The organism is Streptomyces sp. NPDC006012 (assembly GCF_042871185.1).
Taxonomy (GTDB): Bacteria; Actinomycetota; Actinomycetes; order Streptomycetales; family Streptomycetaceae; genus Streptomyces.
In genome coordinates this window covers 85,867-106,670 of the sequence record NZ_JBIAIE010000020.1, presented here as the reverse complement: position 1 = coordinate 106,670, position 20,804 = coordinate 85,867, and the positions used below count along the sequence as shown (strand labels likewise).

The window sequence follows — 20,804 nt, the reverse complement described above, 5'->3', positions numbered from 1 at the left end:
GCAGGGTGACCGGCGAGACGGGTGCGGCGGTCGAGATCCGGGCCGGGAATCCGGCGGACCTCGACGCCGTCTACGAGGAACTGCGGGGCGTGCCCGGCATCCACCTGCGGGCCGGGTCCGCGCCGGCGGCGCCCGGCGACCAGGGATCGGCGCTGGAGTTCGTCACCGCCGCCTGCTCCGGCGGGGCGATCACCATCCTGTTACAGATCGTCAAGACGCTCGTCGAGTCGCGTGGTTCGCAGGTCACGCTCAAGTTCCGCCGCGGCGAGGACCGGCTTGAGGTCACCGCCGCGAGCGTCGACGAGATCCTGCCGCTGCTTGAGAACCTGTTCGACGATGAGCCCTGATCGCTCCCGCTCGCGGGCGATCCTGATGGGCACCTCGCACCACCGCGACCCGGCCATGCGCCCGCTGCCCGCCGACACCTGCGTCAGCGCCATGGCGGCGCTGCTGAGCGGCGACCTGTGCGGGTGGCCGGCCGAGCGCGTCACACCGGTCGAGGACATGGACAGCCCGCGGGACGCGGTGCTGGAACTGGTGCCGCTGGTACGGGACGTCACCGATGTCCTCCTCGTCTACTACGTCGGCCACGGAATGCGCACCCGGGACGGGCAGTTGGCGCTCGCCATGACGGGTACCGTGCCCGATCCCGAGGTACTGCCGGACTCGGCGCTGCCGTATCCGCGGCTGGTGGAGGTCCTGAGCGGATCGCCCGCCGCGACCAAACTGGTGATTCTGGACTGCTGCCACGCCGAACTGGGCATGGACGCCGACTTCCACTTCCAGTCCGGCTCCGCCGCCGAGCTGGCCGACGCCTATCCGGTGGACGGGCTGTACTTCATCGGCGCCAGCTCCCGCTACCAGAAGGCGAAGTCCCCCATCGGCGGCAGGCTGACGCACTTCACCCACACCTTCATCGACGTGGTGGAGAAGGGCATCCCGCAGAAGCCGGCCGAACTGAACCTCCGGCAGATCTTCGTGGAGACGCGGTCCCGGCTGCTGCGGGCGGGCCTTCCGCAGCCCGTCGACGGCGGCGTGCGTGACGCCTACCAGTTCCCCTTCGCCCGGAACGCCGCGTTCACCGCGCTGCCCGGTACCGCTTCGCAACCGGCGCCGCCTCTTGCGGGCCCGGACGTCACCGGCCCGTCCGCCACCCGACCGTCCGGCCTGCGGCGCCCCTCACGCCGCGCCCTGCTGCTCGGCGCGGCCGGGGTCACCGTCGCCGCGACCGCCGTTCCGCTGGGCCTGTCCCTGTTCCCGTCGGCCGGCGGCGAAGCCGCGGGCAAGGAGTCCGGCGGCAAGGACGGCAAGGGCGCCGGACCCGAGCCGACCCCGTACGCCACGCTCCGGCAACCGGGCGTGATGGACGCCGTGTTCAGCCCGGACAGCAAGACGCTGGCCACCGGCAACGGCGACGGCACCATCTCGCTGTGGGACGTCGCCGCCCGCAGGCGCACGGCCGTCCTCACCGACTTCACCGGCCCCGCGTTCAACGGTGTGGTGTCCGTGGCGTTCAGCCCGAACGGCGCCTTCCTCGCGGGCGCCGACAGCAAGGAGGTCAGCGGCGACTCCGCCCGCAACGGCACGATCTCGCTGTGGGAGGTGCCCACCCGCAAGCGCCTGGCCACCCTCACCGACAAGGGCGTCGTCCTGGTCAACCAGGTTGCCTTCAGCCCCGCGGGCGCGATCCTGGCCAGCGCCAACGGCATCGGGACGATCTCCATCTGGAGCGTGGCCGCCCAGGCGAAGATCGCCACCCTCACCAGCGCCGTGGCCGGGGTGCACACCAGCACCAAGCAGGTGAACTCCCTCGCGTTCAGCAAGGACGGCTCGATCCTCGCCGCGTCCACCGTCGCCGGGCTGGTCGAGCTGTGGGACGGCGCCACCTACGCGAAGATCGCCACCATCGCGGGCTCCGAGACGGGCGTGGGCACGCTGGCGTTCAGCCCGGACGGAACACTCCTCGCCGGTGCCACCGCCGGCAACAAGGTCCATCTGTGGGACGTCGCCACCCACAGGGAGGTCGCCGTCCTCACCTACAGCGACTCCCCCGACGAAGGGCTCGCCGCGGGCATCGTGGGCTCCCTGGCGTTCAGTCCGGACGGCAGATTCCTGGCCGGCGGGACCCAGGCGGGGCTGCTCCTGTTCTGGGACGTCGCCACCCGCAAGGCCGCCGGGAGACTCGGCAGGTTCACCTCCTTCGGCAACTCCGACACCGTACGCGTCGTGTTCAGCCCGGACGGCAGGGCGCTGGCCGCCTCGCTGGTCGGGAAGGTGGGCCTGTGGAAGCTCTCCGGGGGAGGGGCATGAGGCCGCTGCGGCCGTCGGACCCGGAGACGATCGGGCGCTACCGGCCCTGTGCCGAACTGGGCAGCGGAGCCCTGGGCCGGCTGCTGCTGGCCGGCGCTCCGGACGGCCGGCTGGTCGCGCTCAAGCGGATGCGCGCGGACTTCGTCGAGGAGGACGGCTTTCGCGCACGGTTCCGCCGTGAGACGGACGCGTGCCGCGCGGTGACCGGCCCGCACACCGCGGCACTGCTCGATGCCGACGCGGAAGCGGCGGAGCCGTGGTCCGCCTCGGAGTTCGTGCCCGGGGTGTCGCTGCGCGAGGCGGTGGACATCGTCGGCGCGCTGCCGGAGGACGCGGTGCTGCGCCTGGCGGCGGCTCTGGCGTCGGCCCTGACCCGGATCCACCGGGCCGGTGTGGTGCACAGCAACCTCAAGCCGTCCAACGTGATCCTCACCGCCGACAGCCTCAAGGTCACCGACTACGGCGTGGCGCGGGCGACCGACGGCGCGGGCGGCGGCGACCTCACCCACACCGGCTGGCTGGTCGGCGCCAGCGGGTTCTTGTCACCGGAGCAGGCCGAGGGCCGGCGCCCCACCCCGCGCGGCGACGTGTTCTCGCTCGGCGCGGTGCTCGTCGCCGCGGCCACCGGCAGGGGACCGTTCGCCGGCCCGTCGGCACCGCAGACGCTGTACAACGTCGTGAACACCGAGCCGGACCTCGACGCGCTCCCCGAGCGGCTGCGCGAGATCGCCGGACCCTGTCTGGCGAAGAATCCGCTCCAGCGGCCCACGCCGTCCCAGTTACTGGAGTCCCTGGACCGGATCGCCCCCGCCGGCCGGACCTGGCCGCCTGCCGTGCGCACCCTGCTGGCCGGCCGCCAGGCCGAGGTGGACCGGCTCGTCGAGGCGGCGGCCCACGGCCGGGACACGACCCCGGACGCCGCGGCCGGCGGCGCCGGGCCGGGGTCCGCCCCCGGCGAACCCGCCACGGCCGCCCCGGTGGGTCACGGCGCGGTGGGCCGCGCGGTACGGGCCGGCGCGCTGGTCGGTCTGCCCGCGCTGCTGGCCGGCGTACTGCTCGGGGCCCTGCTGCCCGCGTCCGGCAACGGCCCTTCCCCACCGGCGGCGTCGGGCGCGCGAACGTCACGCTCGCCGTCGCCGTCGTCGCCCGCTTCGGCTTACGCGGCGAAACCGGTGGCCACCTTCCTCGGCCACACCGGCTACGTCCTCGGCCTGGCCTTCAGCCCCGACGGCCGCACCCTCGCCTCCGGCAGCGGCGACGGCAGCGCGCGCCTGTGGAGCATGACGAGCCGCCGCCGGGTGGGCCGCCCGATGACCGCCGGTTCGCTCGACATCGATGGTGTGACGTTCAGCCGCGACGGCCGCACCCTCGCCACCGCGGGCAGCGACGGCACCGCCCGCCTGTGGAACGTGGCCGATCAGCGGCAGATCGGCCGCCCGATGCGCATCGGCTCCGACGCCGTCGACAGCGTGGCCTTCAGCCCGGACGGGCGGACCCTGGCCACCGGCGGCGGCGACGGCACCGTGCGCCTGTGGAACGTGGCCGACCAGCGCCAGCGGGGCAAACCGCTCCAGCGCTTCCCCTACACCGATGTGAACAGCGTGGCCTACAGCCCGGACGGCGCCACCCTCGCCGCCGGAAGCAGCGACGGCCTCACCCGGCTGTGGGACGTCGCGGGCCGCCGCCGGATCGGCCGTCCCCTGGGGCCCTCCCTCAACGTCGACAGCGTGGCGTTCAATGCGGACGGCACGATCCTGGCCACCGGCGACTGGGACCACGGCACGCGGCTGTGGGACGTCGCCAGCTACCGGCAGCTCGCCAAGCTCGACGGCACGAGCCCGGTGACGAACATCGCGTTCAGCCCGGACGGCCGGGTCCTGGCGACCGTGGACACGGACCGCCTGCGGTTGTGGGACGTCGCCGGCCGCCGTTCGCTCGGCGAGATCGTCAGTGGCGCGGTCAGCGGTCCCAGCAGCGTGGCCTTCAGCCCCGACGGCCGGTACATCGCCATGGGGAACGGGGACAACGACGGCACCGTGCAGGTGTGGGACGTGCGTTTCCGCCCTTAGTCCGACACCGTGGTCTGGCCTGAGTGGTTCGGCCCCCCGGTCGTCCGCCCCCCGTAGCCCGGTCCTCATGCCCCGGTCCTCATGCCTCAGTCCTCATGTCCCGGTCCCCGTGGTCCGGCTCACGCGGTCCGGCTCACGCGGTCCGGCTCACGCGGCCCGGTTCGCCCGGGGACATGGCTTGATGAGGCGGGTCCGTCGGCCCGGGGCATTGACGGGTCCCGCGCTCCCTCCTACCTTCGGCGCGTCGCACGTCGTATCTCATATACGAGACGCTGCGCGCGACCGCCCGCGCCAGATCGCCTCCACCAGGCACGTGCGCCAGATCGCCGTCACCGGACACCTTCCGTCAGATCGCCTTCCCCAGATCGCCTTCCCCAGATCACCGTCGCCGGATCCGAGAGGTGCGCATGACCGTCGTGCCCACACCGATCCCGTCCCGTACGCAGTTCGTGCTGGACGCGATCAGACACCGCATCCTGACCGGCCGGTTGACGCCGGGACAGGCCCTGGTGGAGACCGAGCTGGCCGCGCAGTTCGGGGTGTCGAAGACCCCGGTGCGCGAGGCGCTCAAGACGCTGGCCGGGACCGGGCTGGTCGTGCTGAGCCAGTTCAAGGGCGTCACGGTGCGCACAGTGGACGCGGACCTGGCACGCGAGGTCTACGACGTGCGGCTGCTCCTCGAACCGGAGGCGCTGCGCCGGACCGTACGCAGCGGCGCCGGGCTGGACGAGGCCCGCGAAGCGCTGGACCGGGCCGGCCGCGCCACCGACCCCGCTGAACGCTCCCTGGCCAACCGCGACTTCCACCGCGCGCTGTACCTGCCGTGCGGCAACCCGCTGCTCGGCCGGATGCTCGACGAGGTGCGTGACCAGGCCGCCCTGGTCTCCGCCGTCGCCTGGGCCGCTGACCCCTCCTGGCAACGGGAGGCGGACGAGCACCGGGAGATCCTGCGGCTCGCCCTGGCCGGTGACGCGGACGGCGCGGCCGGCGCCCTGCACACCCACATCGAGACGTTCCTGCGTCGCGCCTTCCCGCAGGCGGAGCCGGAGCGGACGCCGCACGGGAAAGGCCGGTGACGGGCATGACGTTCGAGCAGCAGCGGCGTGCCCTCGCCGATGTGGTGGCCATCCCGGTGACCCCGTTCGCCGCGGACGGCAGCGTCGACACGGACACCAGCCGGGCCCTGCTGCGCCGTCTGCTCGACGCCGGGGTCGTCACTCTGACCCCGGGCGGCAACACCGGCGAGTTCTACGCCCTCACCCCCGAAGAACGCCGCCTGGTGGCGGAGCTGACCGCCGACGAGGCCGGCGGCCGGGCGGAGATCATGGTCGGCGTCGGTCACGACGTGCCCACCGCGGTCGCTTCCGCGCGGCACGCCCGTGCACTGGGCGCCTCGATGGTGATGGTCCACCAGCCCGTCCACCCCTACGTCTCGCAGCACGGCTGGGTCGACTACCACCGCGCCGTTGCCGCCGCCGTACCCGAACTGGGGGTCGTCCCCTACATCCGCGACCCGCGGCTGACCGGCGCCCGGCTCGCCGAACTCGCCGACGCCTGCCCGAACGTGATCGGTGTCAAGTACGCCCTCCCGGACGCCGCCCGGTTCGCCGCCTTCGCCCGGGACGCCGGCCTCGACCGCTTCGTCTGGGTGGCCGGCCTCGCCGAGCCCTACGCCCCCGCGTACTTCTCCGCGGGCGCCACCGGATTCACCTCCGGCCTGGTGAACGTCGCCCCGGTCCTGTCGCGGCAGATGATCGAGGCGCTGCGCGCGGGCGACCATCCGGCGGCGATGCGGGTGTGGGAACGGATCCGCCGGTTCGAGGAACTGCGCGCCGCGAACGGCTCCGCCGACAACGTCAGCGTCGTCAAGGAGGCCCTTGCCGTGCTCGGCCTGTGCCGCCGCGGCGTCCGGCCGCCCAGCGGCGAACTGCCCGCGGACACGCGCGCGGAGGTCGCCGCGATCGTCGCAGGCTGGCCGACATGACCGGCACCGTCCCGGGCAAGTCCGAGTCCGAGTCCGGCGTCCGGCGCCGGGCCCCGCAGGAACTGCGCAGCCACCAGTGGTACGGCACCGACGGCCTGCGTTCCTTCAGCCACCGCGCCCGGACCCGCCAGCTCGGGTACCTGCCCGAGGAGCACCTCGGCAAGCCGGTCGTCGCGATCCTCAACACCTGGTCCGACATCAACCCCTGCCATGTGCATCTGCGCGAGCGGGCCCAGGCCGTCAAGCGGGGCGTGTGGCAGGCGGGCGGCTTCCCGCTGGAGTTCCCGGTCGCCACGCTGAGCGAGACCTTCCAGAAGCCGACCCCGATGCTTTACCGCAACCTGCTCGCCATGGAGACCGAGGAACTGCTGCGCTCCTACCCGGTCGACGGCGCCGTCCTGCTGGGCGGCTGCGACAAGTCCACGCCCGCGCTGCTCATGGGCGCCGCGAGCGTCGACCTGCCGACGGTGTTCGTGCCCGCCGGGCCCATGCTGCCCGGCCACTGGCGGGGCGAGGTGCTGGGTTCGGGCACCGACATGTGGAAGTACTGGGACGACAAGCGGGCGGGTCTGATCGGCGACTGCGAGATGTCCGAGCTGGAGAGCGGTCTCGCCCGCTCGCCCGGCCACTGCATGACCATGGGCACGGCGTCCACGCTGACCGCCGCCGCCGAGGCGCTCGGAGTGACCGTGCCGGGCGCGTCCAGCATTCCGGCGGTGGACTCCGGGCACGACCGGATGGCCGCGGCGTCCGGGCTGCGCGTCGTCGAACTGGTCCACCGGGACCGCAGACTGTCCGCCGTCCTCACCCGCGAGGCATTCGAGGACGCGGTCACGACCGTCCTCGGACTCGGCGGCTCCACCAACGCCGTCATCCATCTGATCGCCATGGCGGGCCGGGCGGGCGTCCGGCTCACCCTCGACGACTTCGACCGCATCGCGCGCACCGTGCCGGTGCTGGCGAACGTGCGGCCCGGCGGACGGACGTACCTCATGGAGGACTTCCACTTCGCGGGCGGCCTGCCGGGCTTCCTCTCCCGGATCGCGGACCTGCTGCACCTGGACCGGCCGACGGTCTCCTGCGACAGCCTGCGCGAGCAACTGGCCGGTGCCCGGGTGCACGACGACGACGTGATCCGGCCGCGGGACAACCCGGTCGCCGCGGAGGGCGGGGTCGCGGTGCTGCGCGGCAACCTCTGCCCGGACGGGGCCGTCATCAAGCACATCGCCGCCGAGCCGCGCCTGCTCCGGCACACCGGCCCCGCCGTCGTCTTCGACGACTACCGCACCATGCAGCGCACCATCGACGACCCCGCGCTCGGCATCACCGCGGACAGCGTGCTGGTGCTGCGCGGCGCCGGACCCAAGGGCGGCCCGGGCATGCCCGAGTACGGCATGCTGCCGCTGCCCCGCCACCTGCTCAGCCAGGGGGTGCGGGACATGGTGCGGATCTCCGACGCCCGGATGAGCGGTACGAGTTACGGTACGTGTGTGCTGCACGTGGCCCCCGAGTCGTACGTCGGCGGCCCGCTGGCGCTGGTGCGCACCGGGGACCTCATCACCCTGGACGTCGCGGCACGGACCCTCCGGCTCGAAGTGAGCGACGAGGAACTGGCCCGGCGCCGGGCGCACTGGACCCCGCCACCCGCCCGCTACGAGCGCGGCTACGGTGCCCTCTACAGCGAGCAGATCACCCAGGCCGACACCGGCTGCGACTTCGAGTTCCTGGCCCGGCCGGGTCACGTGCCGGATCCCTACGCGGGTTAGTGGCGGGCCGGGTGCCGGACCCCCGCGCGGGCCAGGTCAGGCCCGGTGCCGGACCGTTGCCGGTCGGCCGTGGCCCGGTCCGCAGACGGCGGGTTCAGGATCCGGGGCCGAACCGGATCCCGCCGTGCACGTCACGGCTCTGGACGAGCGTGGTGACCGTTCCGCTGTTGCTGTTGTGCACGGACGCGGGAGGCGTGCCGAGTTCGCGGACGAGGCCGAGGAGTTCGGGCCGCTCGGCGACGGCGGCCAGCAGGAAGGCGGTCCAGTGCGCGGTCAGCCGGGCCCGTGCTTCGTCGGCGTCCGGGTCCCCGTCGGCGCCCGGGTCCCGGGCCGCGCCCGGGGCGGCCGTCTGCCGGTGCGCGTCGTCGAGGCGCCGTTCGACCTCGTCCGCCGGCTCCCCGGTCCGCCGGCTCCACAGGGCCGCGAGCCGGGTGCGCACCTGCTCCCAGCCGTCGGCCAGGACGGCGGTGACCAGCGCCTGGGCCCCCGGAACCACGAACGGCACGAGATCCATCGCGGTGTCCCCCTCCGTCTGCCGCCGGCTCCGTCCGCTCCCGGCGCATCGTGCACCGCCGCCGACGGTCCTCGTCTGTGCATTGTGTCCGCAGCCCGGCACGGCCAACCGTCCCGGCGTCGCCATCCGGCCACGCCCCCGCCCTGGACGGACGAGGGCGAGACGAGAGGACCGGGGCGGGCGGCCGTCGCCGTCAGTTCTGCAACGCCGCCTGCATCATCGCCTTGGCGACCGGCGCGGCCAGCCCGTTGCCGCTGACCTCCGACCGGGCCGCGTCGGACTGCTCGACCATCACCGCGACGGCGACCTCCTTGCCCGTCGAGTCCGACGTGCCGTACGCGGTGAACCAGGCGTACGGCGTCTGGCTGTTGTTCTCGCCGTGCTGCGCCGTGCCGGTCTTGCCGCCGACGGTGACGCCGGAGATCTGCGCGTTCGTCCCCGTGCCCTGCTCGATGACCGTCTGCATCGCCGACCGGAGCTGCTCGGCGGTCGAGGAGCTGATGATCCGCTCGGTGCCGGAGCCGCCGTCGTAGTTCTGCAGCGCGTCGCCGCCGCTGTCGGTGACCCGTGACACCATGTGGGGCGAGGCCAGTTGCCCGCCGTTGGCCATGACGGCCGACACCATGGCCATCTGCAGCGGGGTCGCGGTGACGTCGAACTGGCCGATGCCGGACAGGGCGGTCTGCGCACGGTCCATGCCGGTCGGATACACGCTGGCGTAGGCGCGCACCGGCACGTCCTGCTGGTCGTCGTTGAAGCCGAACTTCTCGGCCATCGCCCGCACCTTGTCCTGACCGAGGTCGACGGCCATCTTGCCGAAGACGTTGTTGCAGGAGTACTCCAGCGCGGTACGGATCGTGGCGTTCTCGCAGGGCGCGGAAGCGCTCTCGTTCCGCAGCGGTGTGGAGGTGTCCGGCAGCGTGTACGGGTTGGGGCTGGCGGTCTTCTCGTCCACCGAGGAGTACAAGCCGTCCTCCAGCGCCGCCGCCGCGACGACCAGCTTGAACGTCGAGCCGGGCGGCAGCGGCTGGCGCAGGCCGCGGTTGGTCAGCGGCTTGTCGGGGTCGTCGTTGAGCTTCTTCCAGGCCGAACCGGCGGTGCTCGCGTCGGTGAGCGCCGACGGGTCGTACGACGGGGTCGAGACCACCGCGAGGATCCTGCCGGTCCTCGGGTCGAGCGCGACGGCACCGCCCTTCTTGTTCCCGAGGGCCTCGAACCCGGCCTTCTGCACGTCCGGGTCGATCGTCGTGACCACGTCGCCGGGGTCGGCCCGCTTGCGGGTGACCGTGTCCAGCGCGGTCTTGAGCCGGTTGTCCGTGCCGTTGAGCAGGTCCTGGTAGATCCCCTCCAACTGGGTGGGCGCATAGCTCTGCGAGGCATAGCCCGTCACCGCGGCGTACAGCGCACCGTCCTTGTAGGTCCGCCTGTACGTGAGGTCACTGTGTTCCGAGGCGCGCGCCGATCCGGTGATCGGGTTCCCGGCCACGATGATGTTGCCGAGCGGTCCCGCGTACGTCTGGATCGCGTTCCGCCGGTTGTTCTTGTCGTCCGCGAGGGCCTGGCCGTCGTAGAACTGCACCCATGTCGCCCGCACCAGCAGGGCGAACACCAGCAGCAGCGCGAAGACGGACACCCGCCTGAGTGTCTTGTTCATCCCGGTTGAAGACGAGCGGCCGGGAGGAATCGTTCCCGGAGGTCCGTTTTCTCATCAACCGTTCAGGAAGCCCGCAGGCTGTCGCCGGCCGCCCGTCTTCTCCGTCGCTCCGTCGCCGGCCGTCTCCGTCGCGCCGACGCGGCGCCTGCCCGTCACAGCCTGCGCGTGGCCAGGGTCAGGCGGTCGCGGGCGTCGAACAGGGCGTCCTTGACCGTCTGTTCGTGGGCGGGCGTCAGCCGGGCCACCGGCACCGAGCAGCTGATCGCGTCGCGGGCGGGGGTGCGGTAGGGGATGGCGACGCCGAAGCAGCGCAGCCCCAGCGTGTTCTCCTCGCGGTCCACGGCGAAGCCCTGCTCCCGGACCTGGTGCAGCTCCTCGATGAGCTTCTCCCGGTCGGTGATGGTGTGCTCGGTCAGCGCGGGCAGGGTCTGCGGCAGCAGCTTGCGCACCTGCTCGTCGGTGTGGGTGGCCAGCAGCGCCTTGCCGAGGGACGTGGAGTGCGCGGGCAGCCGGCGGCCGACGCGGGTGAAGGGGCGCAGGTAGTGCTGCGACTGGCGGGTGGCCAGGTAGACGACGTTCGTGCCGTCCAGGCGGGCCAGGTGGATGGTCTCCGTGGTGTCGTCGGAGAGGCGGTCCAGGGTCGGGCGGGCCGCCGCGACCACCTCGTCGCCGTCGATGTACGACGTGCCGACGAGCAGCGCCCGCACGCCGATGCCGTACCGCGTGCCGGTCCCGTCCGTCTCCACCCAGCCCAGCTCCACCAGCGTGCGCAGCAGCATGTACAGGCTGGACTTGGGGTATCCGACGGCCTCCTGCACCGCCGCGAGGGAGTGCATGCCGGGGCGGCCCGCGAAGTATTCGAGCAGCTCAACGGTCCGCACCGCGGATTTGACCTGCGCCCCGCCGCCTGCCTCGGCTGCCGCCATCGCCCTCGACCCCTTCATCCGGCCTTGTTCAATCGTGTGAATCGTGTGAATCGCGCGACTCGTTCGACGAGAACCTGGAGATATAGTTTCCGGCAACAGATTCATCACCGGAGACGGCGTTCAGTATATCGAACGCTGCTGGTGGATGAGCCGCTCTCGGCCTGACATGTGGAGGGGACCCGCGGTGGCAGCAGCACCAGTCTGGAGTGTCGACCCGCGTACCGGGAAGCAGCGGGAGCAGGTTGCGGTGGAGGCCACGGCCGAGGAGGTCGACGACACCGTCCGCGCCGCCCATGCGGCGTGTGCCTCGCTGGCCGACCGCGCCGTCCGCTCCGCCTTCCTGCGCTCGGCCGCGGACGGCCTGGAGGCGGCCCGGGACCGGCTGGTCGAGGCCGCCGACGCGGAGACCGCGCTCGGCCCGGTCCGGCTGACCGGCGAACTCGCCCGCACCGCCTACCAGTTGCGCGCCTTCGCCGGCCTCGTCGACGAGGGCGCCTTCCTCGACGTCATCATCGACCACCCCGACGCCACCGCCACCCCGCCCGTCCCGGACCTGCGCCGCTACAAGGTCCCGCTCGGCGTCGTCGCCGTCTACGCGGCCTCCAACTTCCCCTTCGCCTTCTCCGTCGCCGGCGGCGACACCGCGAGCGCGCTGGCCGCGGGCAACCCGGTGGTGGTCAAGGCCCACCCCGACCATCCGGCCCTGTCCGAGCTGGTCGCCGACGTGCTGCGGCGTGCCGCCGCCGGGCACGGCATCCCCGCGGGCGCCGTCGGCGTGGTGCACGGCTTCGCGGCGGGCATCGAGCTGATCAGGCATCCGCTGGTCGCCGCCGCGGGTTTCACCGGGTCGGTGCGCGGCGGGCGTGCCCTCTTCGACGTGGCCGCCGCCCGTCCGGTGCCCATTCCCTTCCACGGTGAGCTGGGATCGCTGAACCCGGTCCTGGTGACCGAGGCCGCCGCGGCCGAGCGCGCGGAGGAGATCGGCGCCGGACTCGCCGCCTCGATGACCCTCGGGGTGGGCCAGTTCTGCGTGAAGCCCGGCCTGGTCCTCGTCCCGTCCGGCGCGGCGGGCGACCGGCTGGTGAAGTCCCTGGCCGACGCCGTCAGCGAGACCGAACCCGGGGTGCTGCTCGACCACCGCATGCGGGACGCCTTCGTCGCCGGGGTGCGCGAGCGCGGCCTCCTGGAGGGCGTGGAGTCCCCGGTCACCCCGGGTGCGGGTGGCGAGCACACGGTCGGCGCCGGGGTCCTGGCGGTGCCGGCGGACGTGCTGGCCACGGCGGGCGCCCACGACCTGCTCCTTGAGGAGTGCTTCGGCCCGGTCAGCGTGGTGGCCCGGTACACGGACGACGCGGAGGCCACCGCCGTGCTGTCCCGGCTGCCGGGCAACCTCACCGCCACCGTTCAGCTGTCCGCGGCGGAGGCGGCCGGTCAGGGGCGGGGCGCGGAGATCCTCGCGGAGCTGACCCCGCTGGCCGGGCGCGTGCTGGTGAACGGGTGGCCGACCGGGGTGGCGGTGGCGCCGGCCCAGCACCACGGCGGCCCGTACCCCGCGACCACCTCCACGTCGACCTCCGTGGGCGGTACGGCCATCGAACGGTGGATGCGGCCGGTCGTGTACCAGAACACGCCGCAGGCCCTGCTGCCGAAGGAACTGCACGACGACAACCCGTTGGGGCTTCCCCGGCGGTTCGACGGGGTGCTGGAGCGGTAGCGCCGGGAGGCCGGTCGGCCAGTTGACGGGGGTGCCTTGCGGGGCGGCCGGCGGTGGCGCAGTGGAAGCAGACGGGGAGGGGCGGCTGCTGCGTGCGGGCGGTGGTCCGGCGCGTGGGTCCCCGCGCCTTCGGGACCGCCCCGGCCGGGCTGCGAGAATCGCCTGATGGACGTGGAACTTCCCGAACTGCCCTTCCCCCTCCGTACCTACGGACCGGACGGCCACTGGGCCTACGAGGACGGTGTGCTCACCGGATGGGCCGGTCCCGCGCAGGACCGGTTCGTGCCGCCGACCGGGGAGGCGGTGGAGCCGGCCGCCGACGCACCCCGGCTGCTCGGGGCGCCCGACGGGGACTTCCAGCTGGTCGCCCGGGTCACCGTGGGCTTCCAGGCCGCCTTCGACGCCGGCGTGCTCTACGTCCACGTCGGCGACCGGGCCTGGGCCAAGCTCTGTCTTGAGTACTCCCCGGACGTGCCCACTGTCTGCACGGTGGTCACCCGGGACCACTCCGACGACGCCAACTCCTTCACCGTGGACGGCGACTCCGTCTGGCTGCGGATCAGCCGCACCGGCCGCGCCTTCGCCTGCCACGCCTCCCGTGACGGCGAGCGCTGGACCTTCGTACGGCTGTTCACCCTGGGCGGCGAGAAGGAGACGGGCGCGGCCCTGGTCGGCTTCATGACCCAGTCGCCACTGGGAGAGGGCTGCGTGGTGACCTACGACCACATCGAGTTCAGACCCGCCTGGCCGAGCGACCTGCGGGACGGCAGCTGACCCCGGCGGCACGGGCCCGCGGTGCGGCACGGCGACCCCGCCCTGCCGCACTTGCGACGCCGTACGGGCCCGCGTCCGGGGAATGAAACCCGGTGTTCGAACGTTCGCGCAGCGGGTGGGGACCGTCCCCGCGCCGTTGGATGCGGAGAGAGCCGAGAACATGCGCGTCGAGATCTGGAGCGACATCGCCTGCCCCTGGTGCTACGTGGGCAAGGCCCGCTTCGAGAAGGCGCTCGCGGCCTTCCCGCACCGCGACGGCGTCGAGGTGGTGCACCGCTCCTTCGAACTGGACCCCGGCCGCCCCAAGGACGACGTCCAGCCGGTGCTGGCGATGCTCGCCAAGAAGTACGGCATGAGCGAGGCCCAGGCCGAGGCCGGCGAGGACAACCTGGCCGCGCAGGCCGCCGCCGAGGGCCTGGCGTACCGCAGCCGGGGCCGCGACCACGGCAACACCTTCGACATGCACCGGCTGCTGCACTTCGCCAAGGCACACGGCCGTCAGGACGCGCTGATCCAGATCCTGTACCGCGCGAACTTCGCCGAGGAGCGCTCCGTGTTCAGCGAGGGCGACGAGCGGCTGGTGGCGCTGGCCGCCGAGGCCGGGCTCGACGCCGAAGCCGCCCGCGCGGTCCTCGCGGACCCGGCCGCGTACGCCGACGAGGTCCGCGCCGACGAGCGCGAGGCCGCCCAGCTCGGGGCGAACGGCGTCCCCTTCTTCGTCCTCGACCGCACCTACGGCATCTCCGGCGCCCAGCCCGCCGAGGTCTTCACCCAGGCGCTGACCACGGCCTGGGGCGAGCGCTCACCGCTCAAGCCGATCGACGCCGGCCAGGCGGACGCGTGCGGCCCGGACGGGTGCGCGGTGCCGGGGAACTGAGCCGCCGCCGGGGCGGGACGCCGCACAGGACCGCAGGCCACGGCGGACGTGTAAGCGGTGCTGTGGGAACCCCGTACCACCCGCGCGATGGACGGTGGCACCGGCGGCCCGCACAGTGGACGCATGGAGAGCTTCGAGAGCCTGATCCGTGCCGAGTTCGCCCCGCAGACCACTTTCCTGAACACCGCGAGCAGCGGACTGCTCCCGGCCCGGAGCGTCACCGCCCTGCACGAGGCGGTGGCGCTCCGGGCCGCGGGCCGCCCGCTGGACCCGCTGCACGCGGACGTCGAGCTGGCCCGCGCGTCCTTCGCCCGGCTGGCCGCGGTCCCGGTCACCCGGGTGGCGGCGGGCTTCTCCGTCGCCGTGCACAGCGGCGTGATCGCCGCGTCGCTGCCCGCGGGCGCCGAAGTCCTCACCGCCGAGGGCGACTTCAGCTCCGTGGTGAACCCCTTCCACGTCCGCGGCGACCTCAAGGTGCGGGCCGTGCCGCTGGAGCGGCTCACCGAGTCCGTCCGGCCTCAGACCGCACTGGTCGCGGTCAGCGCGGCCCAGTCCGCGGACGGCCGGATCGCCGACCTGCCCGCGCTGCGCGCGGCGGCGACGGCCCACGGCGCCCGGACCTACGTCGACTTCTCGCAGGCCGCCGGCTGGCTGCCGATGGACGCCGGCGCGTTCGACTTCACGGTCTCGGCCGGCTACAAGTGGCTGCTCGGCCCGCACGGCACGGCGCTTCTCGTCGTTCCGGAGGACTTCGGCGCGCTGACACCGGTGCTGGCCGGCTGGGTCGCGGGGGAGAACCCCTGGGACAGCTGCTACGGGCCGGTCACGGAACTCGCCCGCTCCGCCCGCCGGTTCGACGCGGCCCCGGCCCTGTTCAGCTACACCGGGCTGCGGCACTCCCTCGCGCTGATCGAGGAACTCGGCGTGGCCGCGGTGCGCGCCCACGACCTGGCCCTCGCCGACCGCTTCCGCGCCGGGCTCGCCGGGCTCGGCCACGCACCCGTGCCCGCGCCCGGCTCGGCGATCGTCTCCGTGCCCGGACTCGGCCACCGTCGGGAGGAACTGGCCCGCGCCGGCATCGAGGTCTCCGACCGGGCGGGCCATCTGCGTGCCTCGTTCCACCTGTACAACACGCCCGCGGACGTCGACCGGCTGCTGGACGTGCTGGCCGGCTGACCCCGGACCGGCGGCCCGGGGCCCGGCCGGGACTTCACACCGCTCAGCGGACGGGTGTGAAGTCCCGCGCGCCGATGAACTCGGGCCGCCGCACCGGCGCCGCGAACGGCTCCACCGCCGTGTTCTCCACGCTGTTGAACACGATGAAGACGTTGCTGCGCGGGAACGGCGTGATGTTGTCGCCCGAGCCGTGCATGCAGTTGCAGTCGAACCAGGTCGCGGAGCCCGCCCGGCCGGTGAACAGCCGGATGCCGTGTTCGCCCGCCAGCGCGGTCAGCGCCGCGTCGGAGGGCGTGCCCGCGTCCTGCATCTGCAGCGACTTCTTGTAGTTGTCCTCGGGCGTCGCTCCCGCGCATCCGAGGAAGGTGCGGTGCGAGCCCGGCATGATCATGAGCCCGCCGTTGGTGTCGAGGTTCTCGGTCAGCGCGATCGACACGGACACCGCCCGCATCCGCGGCAGCCCGTCCTCCGCGTGCCAGGTCTCGAAGTCCGAGTGCCAGTAGAAGCCGCTGGCCCCGAAACCCGGCTTGACGTTGATCCGGGACTGGTGGACGTACACGTCCGAGCCGAGGATCTGCCGGGCCCGGCCGACCACCCGCTCGTCCCGGACGAGCTGCGCGAACACCTCGCTGATCCGGTGGACCTCGAAGACGGAGCGGATCTCCTTCGACTTCGGCTCCACGATCGAGCGTTCGTCGGCGCGGATCGCCGGGTCCGCGATCAGCCGGTCCAGCTCGCCCCGGTAGTGGGCGACCTCGTCATCGGTGATCAACTGCTCGACGGGGAGGAAGCCGTCGCGGTCGAAGGCCCGCAGACCGTCGGCCGGAATCGGGCCCGGCGCGTCCGGCGAGCCCCAGACGACCGGGTCCTGGCGCGGTACGGACACCTCGGCGGTGCCGCGGCTGGGGTAGAGATCGGTGACGGGCATGCTGGTCACACCTCCTCGGGTTCGGTGAGCAGGGGGTATACGCCGTTCTCGTCGTGGTCCTCCCGTCCCGTCACGGGCGGGTTGAACACGCAGATGCAGCGGAAGTCCTCCTGGACACGGAGCGTGTGCCGCTCGTGTCCGTCGAGGAGGTACATGGTGCCGGGCGTGATCGAGTAGGTCTTCCCGGTCTCGTGGTCGGTGAGCTCGGCGGCGCCCTCGACGCAGACGACGGCCTCGACGTGGTTGGCGTACCACATCGACGTCTCCGTACCCGCGTACAGGACGGTCTCGTGGAGGGAGAAGCCGACCCGCTCCTTGGCGAGCACGATCCGCTTGCTCTCCCAGGTGCCGGATGCCGCCCTCACATGGCGGTCGGTGCCTTCGATCTCCTTGAACGAACGGACGATCACGGTGGTGCAGTCCTCCTCGTCGTTTGGTGTTCGGTGTTCGGCTGCGGACGGTTCAGGCGGTCTCGCGTACGGCGCGGGCGACGACGCGCAGCCCCTCGTCGAGTTCGTCCGGGGTGATGGTGAGCGCGGGCAGCAGCTTGACGACCTCGCTCTGCGGGCCGGACGTCTCGATGAGCAGCCCGAGTTCGAAGGCGCGCTGCGCCACCCGCCCGGCGCGCTCCTTGTCGTGGAACTCCAGGCCCCACACGAGTCCCCGCCCCCGGTACTCCTTGACCGCGGCGCGGTTCTCCTCGGCGACGGCGACCAGGGCCTCGTCGATCTGCTCGCCCCGGGCCCGGGTCTGCTTCTCCATGACGGAGCCGTCGGTCCAGTAGGTCTCCAGGGCCGCGGTGGCGGTGACGAACGCGGGGTTGTTGCCGCGGAAGGTGCCGTTGTGCTCGCCCGGCTCCCAGATGTCCAGCTCGGGCTTGAACAGGCACAGCGACATGGGCAGCCCGTAGCCGCTGATGGACTTCGACACGGTGACGATGTCGGGCACGATGCCGGCCTCCTCGAAGGAGAAGAAGGCACCGGTGCGGCCGCAGCCCATCTGGATGTCGTCGACGATCAGCAGCATGTCGCGGCGCGCGCACAGCTCGGCCAGTCCGCGCAGCCATTCGGGGCGCGCGACGTTGATGCCGCCCTCGCCCTGCACGGTCTCGACGATCACCGCGGCGGGCTGGTTGAGCCCGGACCCCTGGTCCTCCAGCAGCCGTTCGAACCAGAGGAAGTCCGGGACCCGCCCGTCCAGGTAGTGGTCGAAGGGCATCGGCGTGCCGTGCACCAGCGGGACTCCGGCCCCGGCCCGCTTGAAGGCGTTGCCGGTGACGGCCAGCGAGCCGAGGGACATGCCGTGGAAGGCGTTGGTGAACGACACGATCGCCTCGCGCCCCTTCACCTTCCGCGCCAGCTTCAGCGCGGACTCGACCGCGTTGGTGCCGGTCGGTCCCGGGAACATGACCTTGTACGGCAGGTCGCGCGGGCGCAGCACCAGGTCCTGGAAGGTCTCCAGGAACGAGCGTTTGGCCGTGGTCGACATGTCGAGACCGTGGGTGACCCCGTCCCGTTGCAGATAGTCGATCAACGCCCGTTTGAGTACCGGGTTGTTGTGGCCGTAGTTGAGCGAGCCCGCGCCGGCGAAGAAGTCGAGGTACCGGTGTCCGTCCTCGTCGTACATCAGGCTGCCCTGGGCACGGTCGAAGACGGTGGGCCAGCCGCGGCAGTAGCTGCGCACCTCGGACTCCAGGGTCTCGAAGACGCTGAGGTCGGGCTGGGTGATGGTCACGGTGATCGCTCCTCAGTGCGACGGGCGGAGGGTGAGCGGCCCGATCCGGTACAGGACCTCGGGCTGGTGGGGGCCGTCCGGGAACAGACCCGAGTCGAACAGCACCTCGCGGGTGACACGGGCACCGTGCCGGGCGGCGTACGAGGTGAACAGGCGCTCGGAGGCGGTGTTGCCGGGGGCGATGGTCGTCTCGACGCCGGTGATGCCCTGGCCGGGGGTGAGCCGGGCGGTCAGCCCGTCGAGCAGCGCGGCCGCCACGCCGCGGCCGCGGCAGGCCGTGTCCACCGCGACCTGCCACACGAGCAGCGTCCGTGGACGCTCCGGCCGTACGTACCCGGTGACGAAACCGACGGGTGCCCCGTCCGCCGCACGGGCCACCGCCGTCGTGCCCGCGAAGTCGCGGCACCACAGCAGATAGCTGTACGAGGAGTTCAGATCGAGGGTCCCGGACTCTTTGGCAATGCGCCAGAGAGCGGCTCCGTCCGCCACCGATGGACGGTCGATGAGCAGGTCTGCTTGTGCGGCAGTCATGCGAATTGAATTTAGCGAGCAGAATTCAGAAACGCACGGCTGGGGGTGCGTGATGACCGGGTGGGGGGTACCTGCTTCACCCGTTTGACCTGCACAAAGAGGCAAGAATCAACCCCTCGTGTGGAGTGCGTCACACGGTCGAAATCTGCTCGAAAATCTTCTTGTTTAGCATCCCGAAAAGCGGGCAGAAGAACTCGGGAAAGCTATCTGAAAAAAGGAATCCGAATTGACTTGAATTTCAGGCGCCGGTCACTCCGTCGATGCGTTCGGGACGGCCGTCGGGGAGCGTCGGGGCCGCGTCGGTCGACCGGTGCCGGTGCGGCGCCGCGGGCCCGCCGTCCGGCAGGTTCCGGTGTGGCGCAGGTGGTGCGTCGGCCGGCGGGTGCTGGAGTGACGCCGGGTGCGCGTCGCCCGGCGGAGTCCGGTGTCACGCCCGGTGCGCGTCGCGCGGCGGAGGCTGGTGTGACGCCGGGGGTGCGTCGGCGGGCTGGTCTCGGGGTAGGTCGGTGGTCATGTCGCGAGAATGGCACGCCGCGCCGGTGGCGCCCCGGGCGTTTCCGGGTGTCCGGGCAGTTCCGGGCACCCGGGCGGACCGGGTGCCCGCAGACCCGTCGGCGGCCCCCGCCGCTGCCAGGACCGGGCGGCGGGGCCGCCATGGGCAGGGGTTATCCGCGGTAGGCGGACTCGGCGGCGCTCCGGGCGCCCGCCACGTCCACCGTCAGCCCGCGCTCGGCCAGCGCCGCGCCCAGTGCCGTCAGGCAGCCCAGCACGGCCTTCGGCGTCGCGTCCGGCCCGTAGTGGTTGACCCGGATCATCTCCTTGGCCAGCGTGCCGCCCCCCGCGGCCAGCGGCAGCGCCGGATCGTCCGCCAGCGCCCTGGCCACCAGCTCCGTCGCGCTCACGCCCGGCGGCACCCGCAGGGTCGTGGCCACCGGCGCCGCGTCCGCGACCTCGTACACATACGGCTCCAGACCTCCGCCCAGCGCCACCGCGCCCGCCCGCGTGGCCAGCGCGGCGCCGCGGTGCCGGGCCATCACCGCGTCCAGCCCCACGCTCTCGATCCGCTCGGCACACGCGTCGAGCGCCAGCATCTCCAACTGTGCCGGCGCGTGCGGCAGCACCTTGCGGCCCGCGTCGATCCAGCGCTCCTTCCAGTCGAGCAGGGAGAGGTAGGAACGGCGCGGTGCGTGCGGGTTCGCCGCCATCCGGGTCCAGGCCCGCTCGCTCACCGACACCGCGGACACCCCTGCCGGGCCGCCCATCGCCTTCTGCGCGCCGATCACGCACAGGTCCACGCCCCAGGCGTCCGGCAGCACCGGCTCGGCGCCGACGGCGGCTACCGCGTCCAGGTAGAACAGCGCGCCGTGGGCCCGCACCACCTCGCCGATCTCCGCGACCGGATTGGTGTTCCCGGTCGCCGCCTCCGCGTGCACCAGCGACACGAAGTCGATCTCCGGATGCGCGGCCAGGACCGCCCGGACCCCGTCCGCGGTGGCCGCCGTGTGGAAGGGCACCGGCAGATCGATCACCGTCGCACCGCACTCCCGCAGCCAGTTCCCGAAGGTCTGCCCGTACGGCCCGGTGATCACGTTCAGCGCGGTCGTGCCCGCTCCCGCCGTCCCCCGGATCGCGCCCTCCAGCGGCAGCAGCGCCTCGCCCTGCATGATCACGACGTCCTGCCGGGTGTCCAGCAGCCTGGCCACCCGGTCCTCGACGGCGGCGAAGCGCGCGGCGGTCAGCGGGGGCAGATCCAGGAAGGGATGGGTCATGGCGCTGCTCTCTTCACTCACGAGGGGGCGATCCAGACGAGGGTAACCGGCCCTCACACGCCCTCGTTGACCGGTGAC

The 20,804-nt window shown here is 72.7% G+C and carries 18 protein-coding genes; 10 read left to right on the top strand and 8 right to left on the bottom strand.

Going from position 1 to position 20,804, the window contains the following annotated elements; all coding sequences use genetic code 11:
• Positions 1-5: 5 nt before the first annotated feature.
• The 6 genes from ACFYPJ_RS28445 (at position 6) to araD (ending at position 8,129) form a co-directional block, all read left to right on the top strand.
• On the top strand, positions 6-347 hold the full coding sequence (locus ACFYPJ_RS28445; RefSeq protein WP_389023010.1) for a hypothetical protein: 342 nt from the start codon (positions 6-8) through the stop codon (positions 345-347).
• Positions 337-2,310, top strand: a complete 1,974-nt coding sequence (locus ACFYPJ_RS28440; protein ID WP_389023007.1) for a caspase family protein — start codon at positions 337-339, stop codon at positions 2,308-2,310. The genes ACFYPJ_RS28445 and ACFYPJ_RS28440 overlap by 11 nt, the downstream gene beginning before the upstream one ends.
• A complete protein-coding gene (locus ACFYPJ_RS28435; protein ID WP_389023005.1) occupies positions 2,307-4,379 on the top strand; it encodes a protein kinase in 2,073 nt (690 codons plus the stop codon). Before ACFYPJ_RS28440 ends, ACFYPJ_RS28435 begins: the two co-directional genes overlap by 4 nt.
• Before the next feature lie 407 nt (positions 4,380-4,786).
• Positions 4,787-5,455 carry a GntR family transcriptional regulator gene (locus tag ACFYPJ_RS28430; RefSeq protein WP_389023002.1) on the top strand — a complete coding sequence of 223 codons (669 nt, stop codon included), beginning with the start codon at positions 4,787-4,789 and terminating at the stop codon, positions 5,453-5,455.
• A 5-nt stretch (positions 5,456-5,460) separates the two neighbouring features.
• Entirely contained in the window at positions 5,461-6,363 is a 903-nt protein-coding gene (locus ACFYPJ_RS28425) for a dihydrodipicolinate synthase family protein (RefSeq protein ID WP_389022999.1), read from the top strand.
• Positions 6,360-8,129: an L-arabinonate dehydratase gene (gene araD, locus ACFYPJ_RS28420; protein ID WP_389022996.1), complete on the top strand. Its 1,770-nt coding sequence runs from the start codon at positions 6,360-6,362 to the stop codon at positions 8,127-8,129. The genes ACFYPJ_RS28425 and araD overlap by 4 nt, the downstream gene beginning before the upstream one ends.
• A 94-nt stretch (positions 8,130-8,223) precedes the next feature.
• Here the strand turns inward: araD and ACFYPJ_RS28415 are convergent, their stop codons facing one another.
• The 3 genes from ACFYPJ_RS28415 to ACFYPJ_RS28405 all read right to left on the bottom strand — a co-directional run bounded on the left by ACFYPJ_RS28415 (position 8,224) and on the right by ACFYPJ_RS28405 (position 11,223).
• Positions 8,224-8,643 (bottom strand): hypothetical protein, encoded by a 420-nt coding sequence (locus tag ACFYPJ_RS28415; protein ID WP_389022993.1) that lies wholly within the window; start codon positions 8,641-8,643, stop codon positions 8,224-8,226.
• Positions 8,644-8,836: 193 nt separating this feature from the next.
• On the bottom strand, positions 8,837-10,297 hold the full coding sequence (locus ACFYPJ_RS28410) for a peptidoglycan D,D-transpeptidase FtsI family protein (protein WP_389022990.1): 1,461 nt from the start codon (positions 10,295-10,297) through the stop codon (positions 8,837-8,839).
• A gap of 152 nt (positions 10,298-10,449) precedes the next feature.
• A complete protein-coding gene (locus tag ACFYPJ_RS28405; protein WP_389022987.1) occupies positions 10,450-11,223 on the bottom strand; it encodes an IclR family transcriptional regulator in 774 nt (257 codons plus the stop codon).
• A 184-nt stretch (positions 11,224-11,407) separates the two neighbouring features.
• On the opposite strand from ACFYPJ_RS28405, the gene ACFYPJ_RS28400 reads away from it, so the two are divergent.
• The 4 genes from ACFYPJ_RS28400 to ACFYPJ_RS28385 all read left to right on the top strand — a co-directional run bounded on the left by ACFYPJ_RS28400 (position 11,408) and on the right by ACFYPJ_RS28385 (position 15,764).
• Positions 11,408-12,937: an aldehyde dehydrogenase (NADP(+)) gene (locus ACFYPJ_RS28400; RefSeq protein ID WP_389022984.1), complete on the top strand. Its 1,530-nt coding sequence runs from the start codon at positions 11,408-11,410 to the stop codon at positions 12,935-12,937.
• Positions 12,938-13,102: 165 nt separating this feature from the next.
• The gene (locus ACFYPJ_RS28395; protein WP_389022981.1) at positions 13,103-13,711 is read left to right on the top strand and encodes a DUF1349 domain-containing protein; all 609 of its coding nucleotides are present in this window, start codon (positions 13,103-13,105) and stop codon (positions 13,709-13,711) included.
• A 160-nt stretch (positions 13,712-13,871) separates the two neighbouring features.
• The gene (locus tag ACFYPJ_RS28390) at positions 13,872-14,588 is read left to right on the top strand and encodes a DsbA family oxidoreductase (RefSeq protein ID WP_389022978.1); all 717 of its coding nucleotides are present in this window, start codon (positions 13,872-13,874) and stop codon (positions 14,586-14,588) included.
• Between the two features lie 123 nt (positions 14,589-14,711).
• Complete coding sequence (locus ACFYPJ_RS28385) at positions 14,712-15,764, top strand: aminotransferase class V-fold PLP-dependent enzyme (RefSeq protein ID WP_389022975.1); 1,053 nt, start codon at positions 14,712-14,714, stop codon at positions 15,762-15,764.
• Positions 15,765-15,807: 43 nt separating this feature from the next.
• Here ACFYPJ_RS28385 and thpD read toward each other — a convergent pair whose 3' ends face one another.
• From thpD to ACFYPJ_RS28360, 5 genes are all read right to left on the bottom strand, one after another.
• Entirely contained in the window at positions 15,808-16,692 is an 885-nt protein-coding gene (thpD, locus tag ACFYPJ_RS28380; RefSeq protein WP_389022973.1) for an ectoine hydroxylase, read from the bottom strand.
• A 5-nt stretch (positions 16,693-16,697) separates the two neighbouring features.
• Positions 16,698-17,102: an ectoine synthase gene (locus ACFYPJ_RS28375; protein ID WP_389022971.1), complete on the bottom strand. Its 405-nt coding sequence runs from the start codon at positions 17,100-17,102 to the stop codon at positions 16,698-16,700.
• 52 nt (positions 17,103-17,154) lie between these two features.
• A complete protein-coding gene (gene ectB / locus ACFYPJ_RS28370) occupies positions 17,155-18,426 on the bottom strand; it encodes a diaminobutyrate--2-oxoglutarate transaminase (RefSeq protein WP_389022968.1) in 1,272 nt (423 codons plus the stop codon).
• A 12-nt stretch (positions 18,427-18,438) separates the two neighbouring features.
• Positions 18,439-18,957, bottom strand: a complete 519-nt coding sequence (gene ectA / locus ACFYPJ_RS28365) for a diaminobutyrate acetyltransferase (RefSeq protein WP_389022965.1) — start codon at positions 18,955-18,957, stop codon at positions 18,439-18,441.
• A gap of 665 nt (positions 18,958-19,622) precedes the next feature.
• Positions 19,623-20,726 (bottom strand): pyridoxal-phosphate-dependent aminotransferase family protein, encoded by a 1,104-nt coding sequence (locus tag ACFYPJ_RS28360; protein ID WP_389023116.1) that lies wholly within the window; start codon positions 20,724-20,726, stop codon positions 19,623-19,625.
• Positions 20,727-20,804: the final 78 nt, after the last annotated feature.

Bases quoted from the DNA above. Each gene is read 5' to 3' on its own strand.
- ACFYPJ_RS28405 (WP_389022987.1), bottom strand. From the start codon at position 11,223: ATGGCGGCAGCCGAGGCAGGCGGCGGGGCGCAGGTCAAATCCGCGGTG.
- ACFYPJ_RS28390 (WP_389022978.1), top strand. From the start codon at position 13,872: ATGCGCGTCGAGATCTGGAGCGACATCGCCTGCCCCTGGTGCTACGTG.
- ACFYPJ_RS28440 (WP_389023007.1), top strand. From the start codon at position 337: ATGAGCCCTGATCGCTCCCGCTCGCGGGCGATCCTGATGGGCACCTCG.
- ACFYPJ_RS28360 (WP_389023116.1), bottom strand. From the start codon at position 20,726: ATGACCCATCCCTTCCTGGATCTGCCCCCGCTGACCGCCGCGCGCTTC.
- ACFYPJ_RS28425 (WP_389022999.1), top strand. From the start codon at position 5,461: ATGACGTTCGAGCAGCAGCGGCGTGCCCTCGCCGATGTGGTGGCCATC.
- ACFYPJ_RS28395 (WP_389022981.1), top strand. From the start codon at position 13,103: ATGGACGTGGAACTTCCCGAACTGCCCTTCCCCCTCCGTACCTACGGA.
- thpD (WP_389022973.1), bottom strand. From the start codon at position 16,692: ATGCCCGTCACCGATCTCTACCCCAGCCGCGGCACCGCCGAGGTGTCC.
- ACFYPJ_RS28410 (WP_389022990.1), bottom strand. From the start codon at position 10,297: ATGAACAAGACACTCAGGCGGGTGTCCGTCTTCGCGCTGCTGCTGGTG.
- araD (WP_389022996.1), top strand. From the start codon at position 6,360: ATGACCGGCACCGTCCCGGGCAAGTCCGAGTCCGAGTCCGGCGTCCGG.
- ACFYPJ_RS28435 (WP_389023005.1), top strand. From the start codon at position 2,307: ATGAGGCCGCTGCGGCCGTCGGACCCGGAGACGATCGGGCGCTACCGG.
- ACFYPJ_RS28430 (WP_389023002.1), top strand. From the start codon at position 4,787: ATGACCGTCGTGCCCACACCGATCCCGTCCCGTACGCAGTTCGTGCTG.
- ectA (WP_389022965.1), bottom strand. From the start codon at position 18,957: ATGACTGCCGCACAAGCAGACCTGCTCATCGACCGTCCATCGGTGGCG.
- ACFYPJ_RS28385 (WP_389022975.1), top strand. From the start codon at position 14,712: ATGGAGAGCTTCGAGAGCCTGATCCGTGCCGAGTTCGCCCCGCAGACC.
- ACFYPJ_RS28415 (WP_389022993.1), bottom strand. From the start codon at position 8,643: ATGGATCTCGTGCCGTTCGTGGTTCCGGGGGCCCAGGCGCTGGTCACC.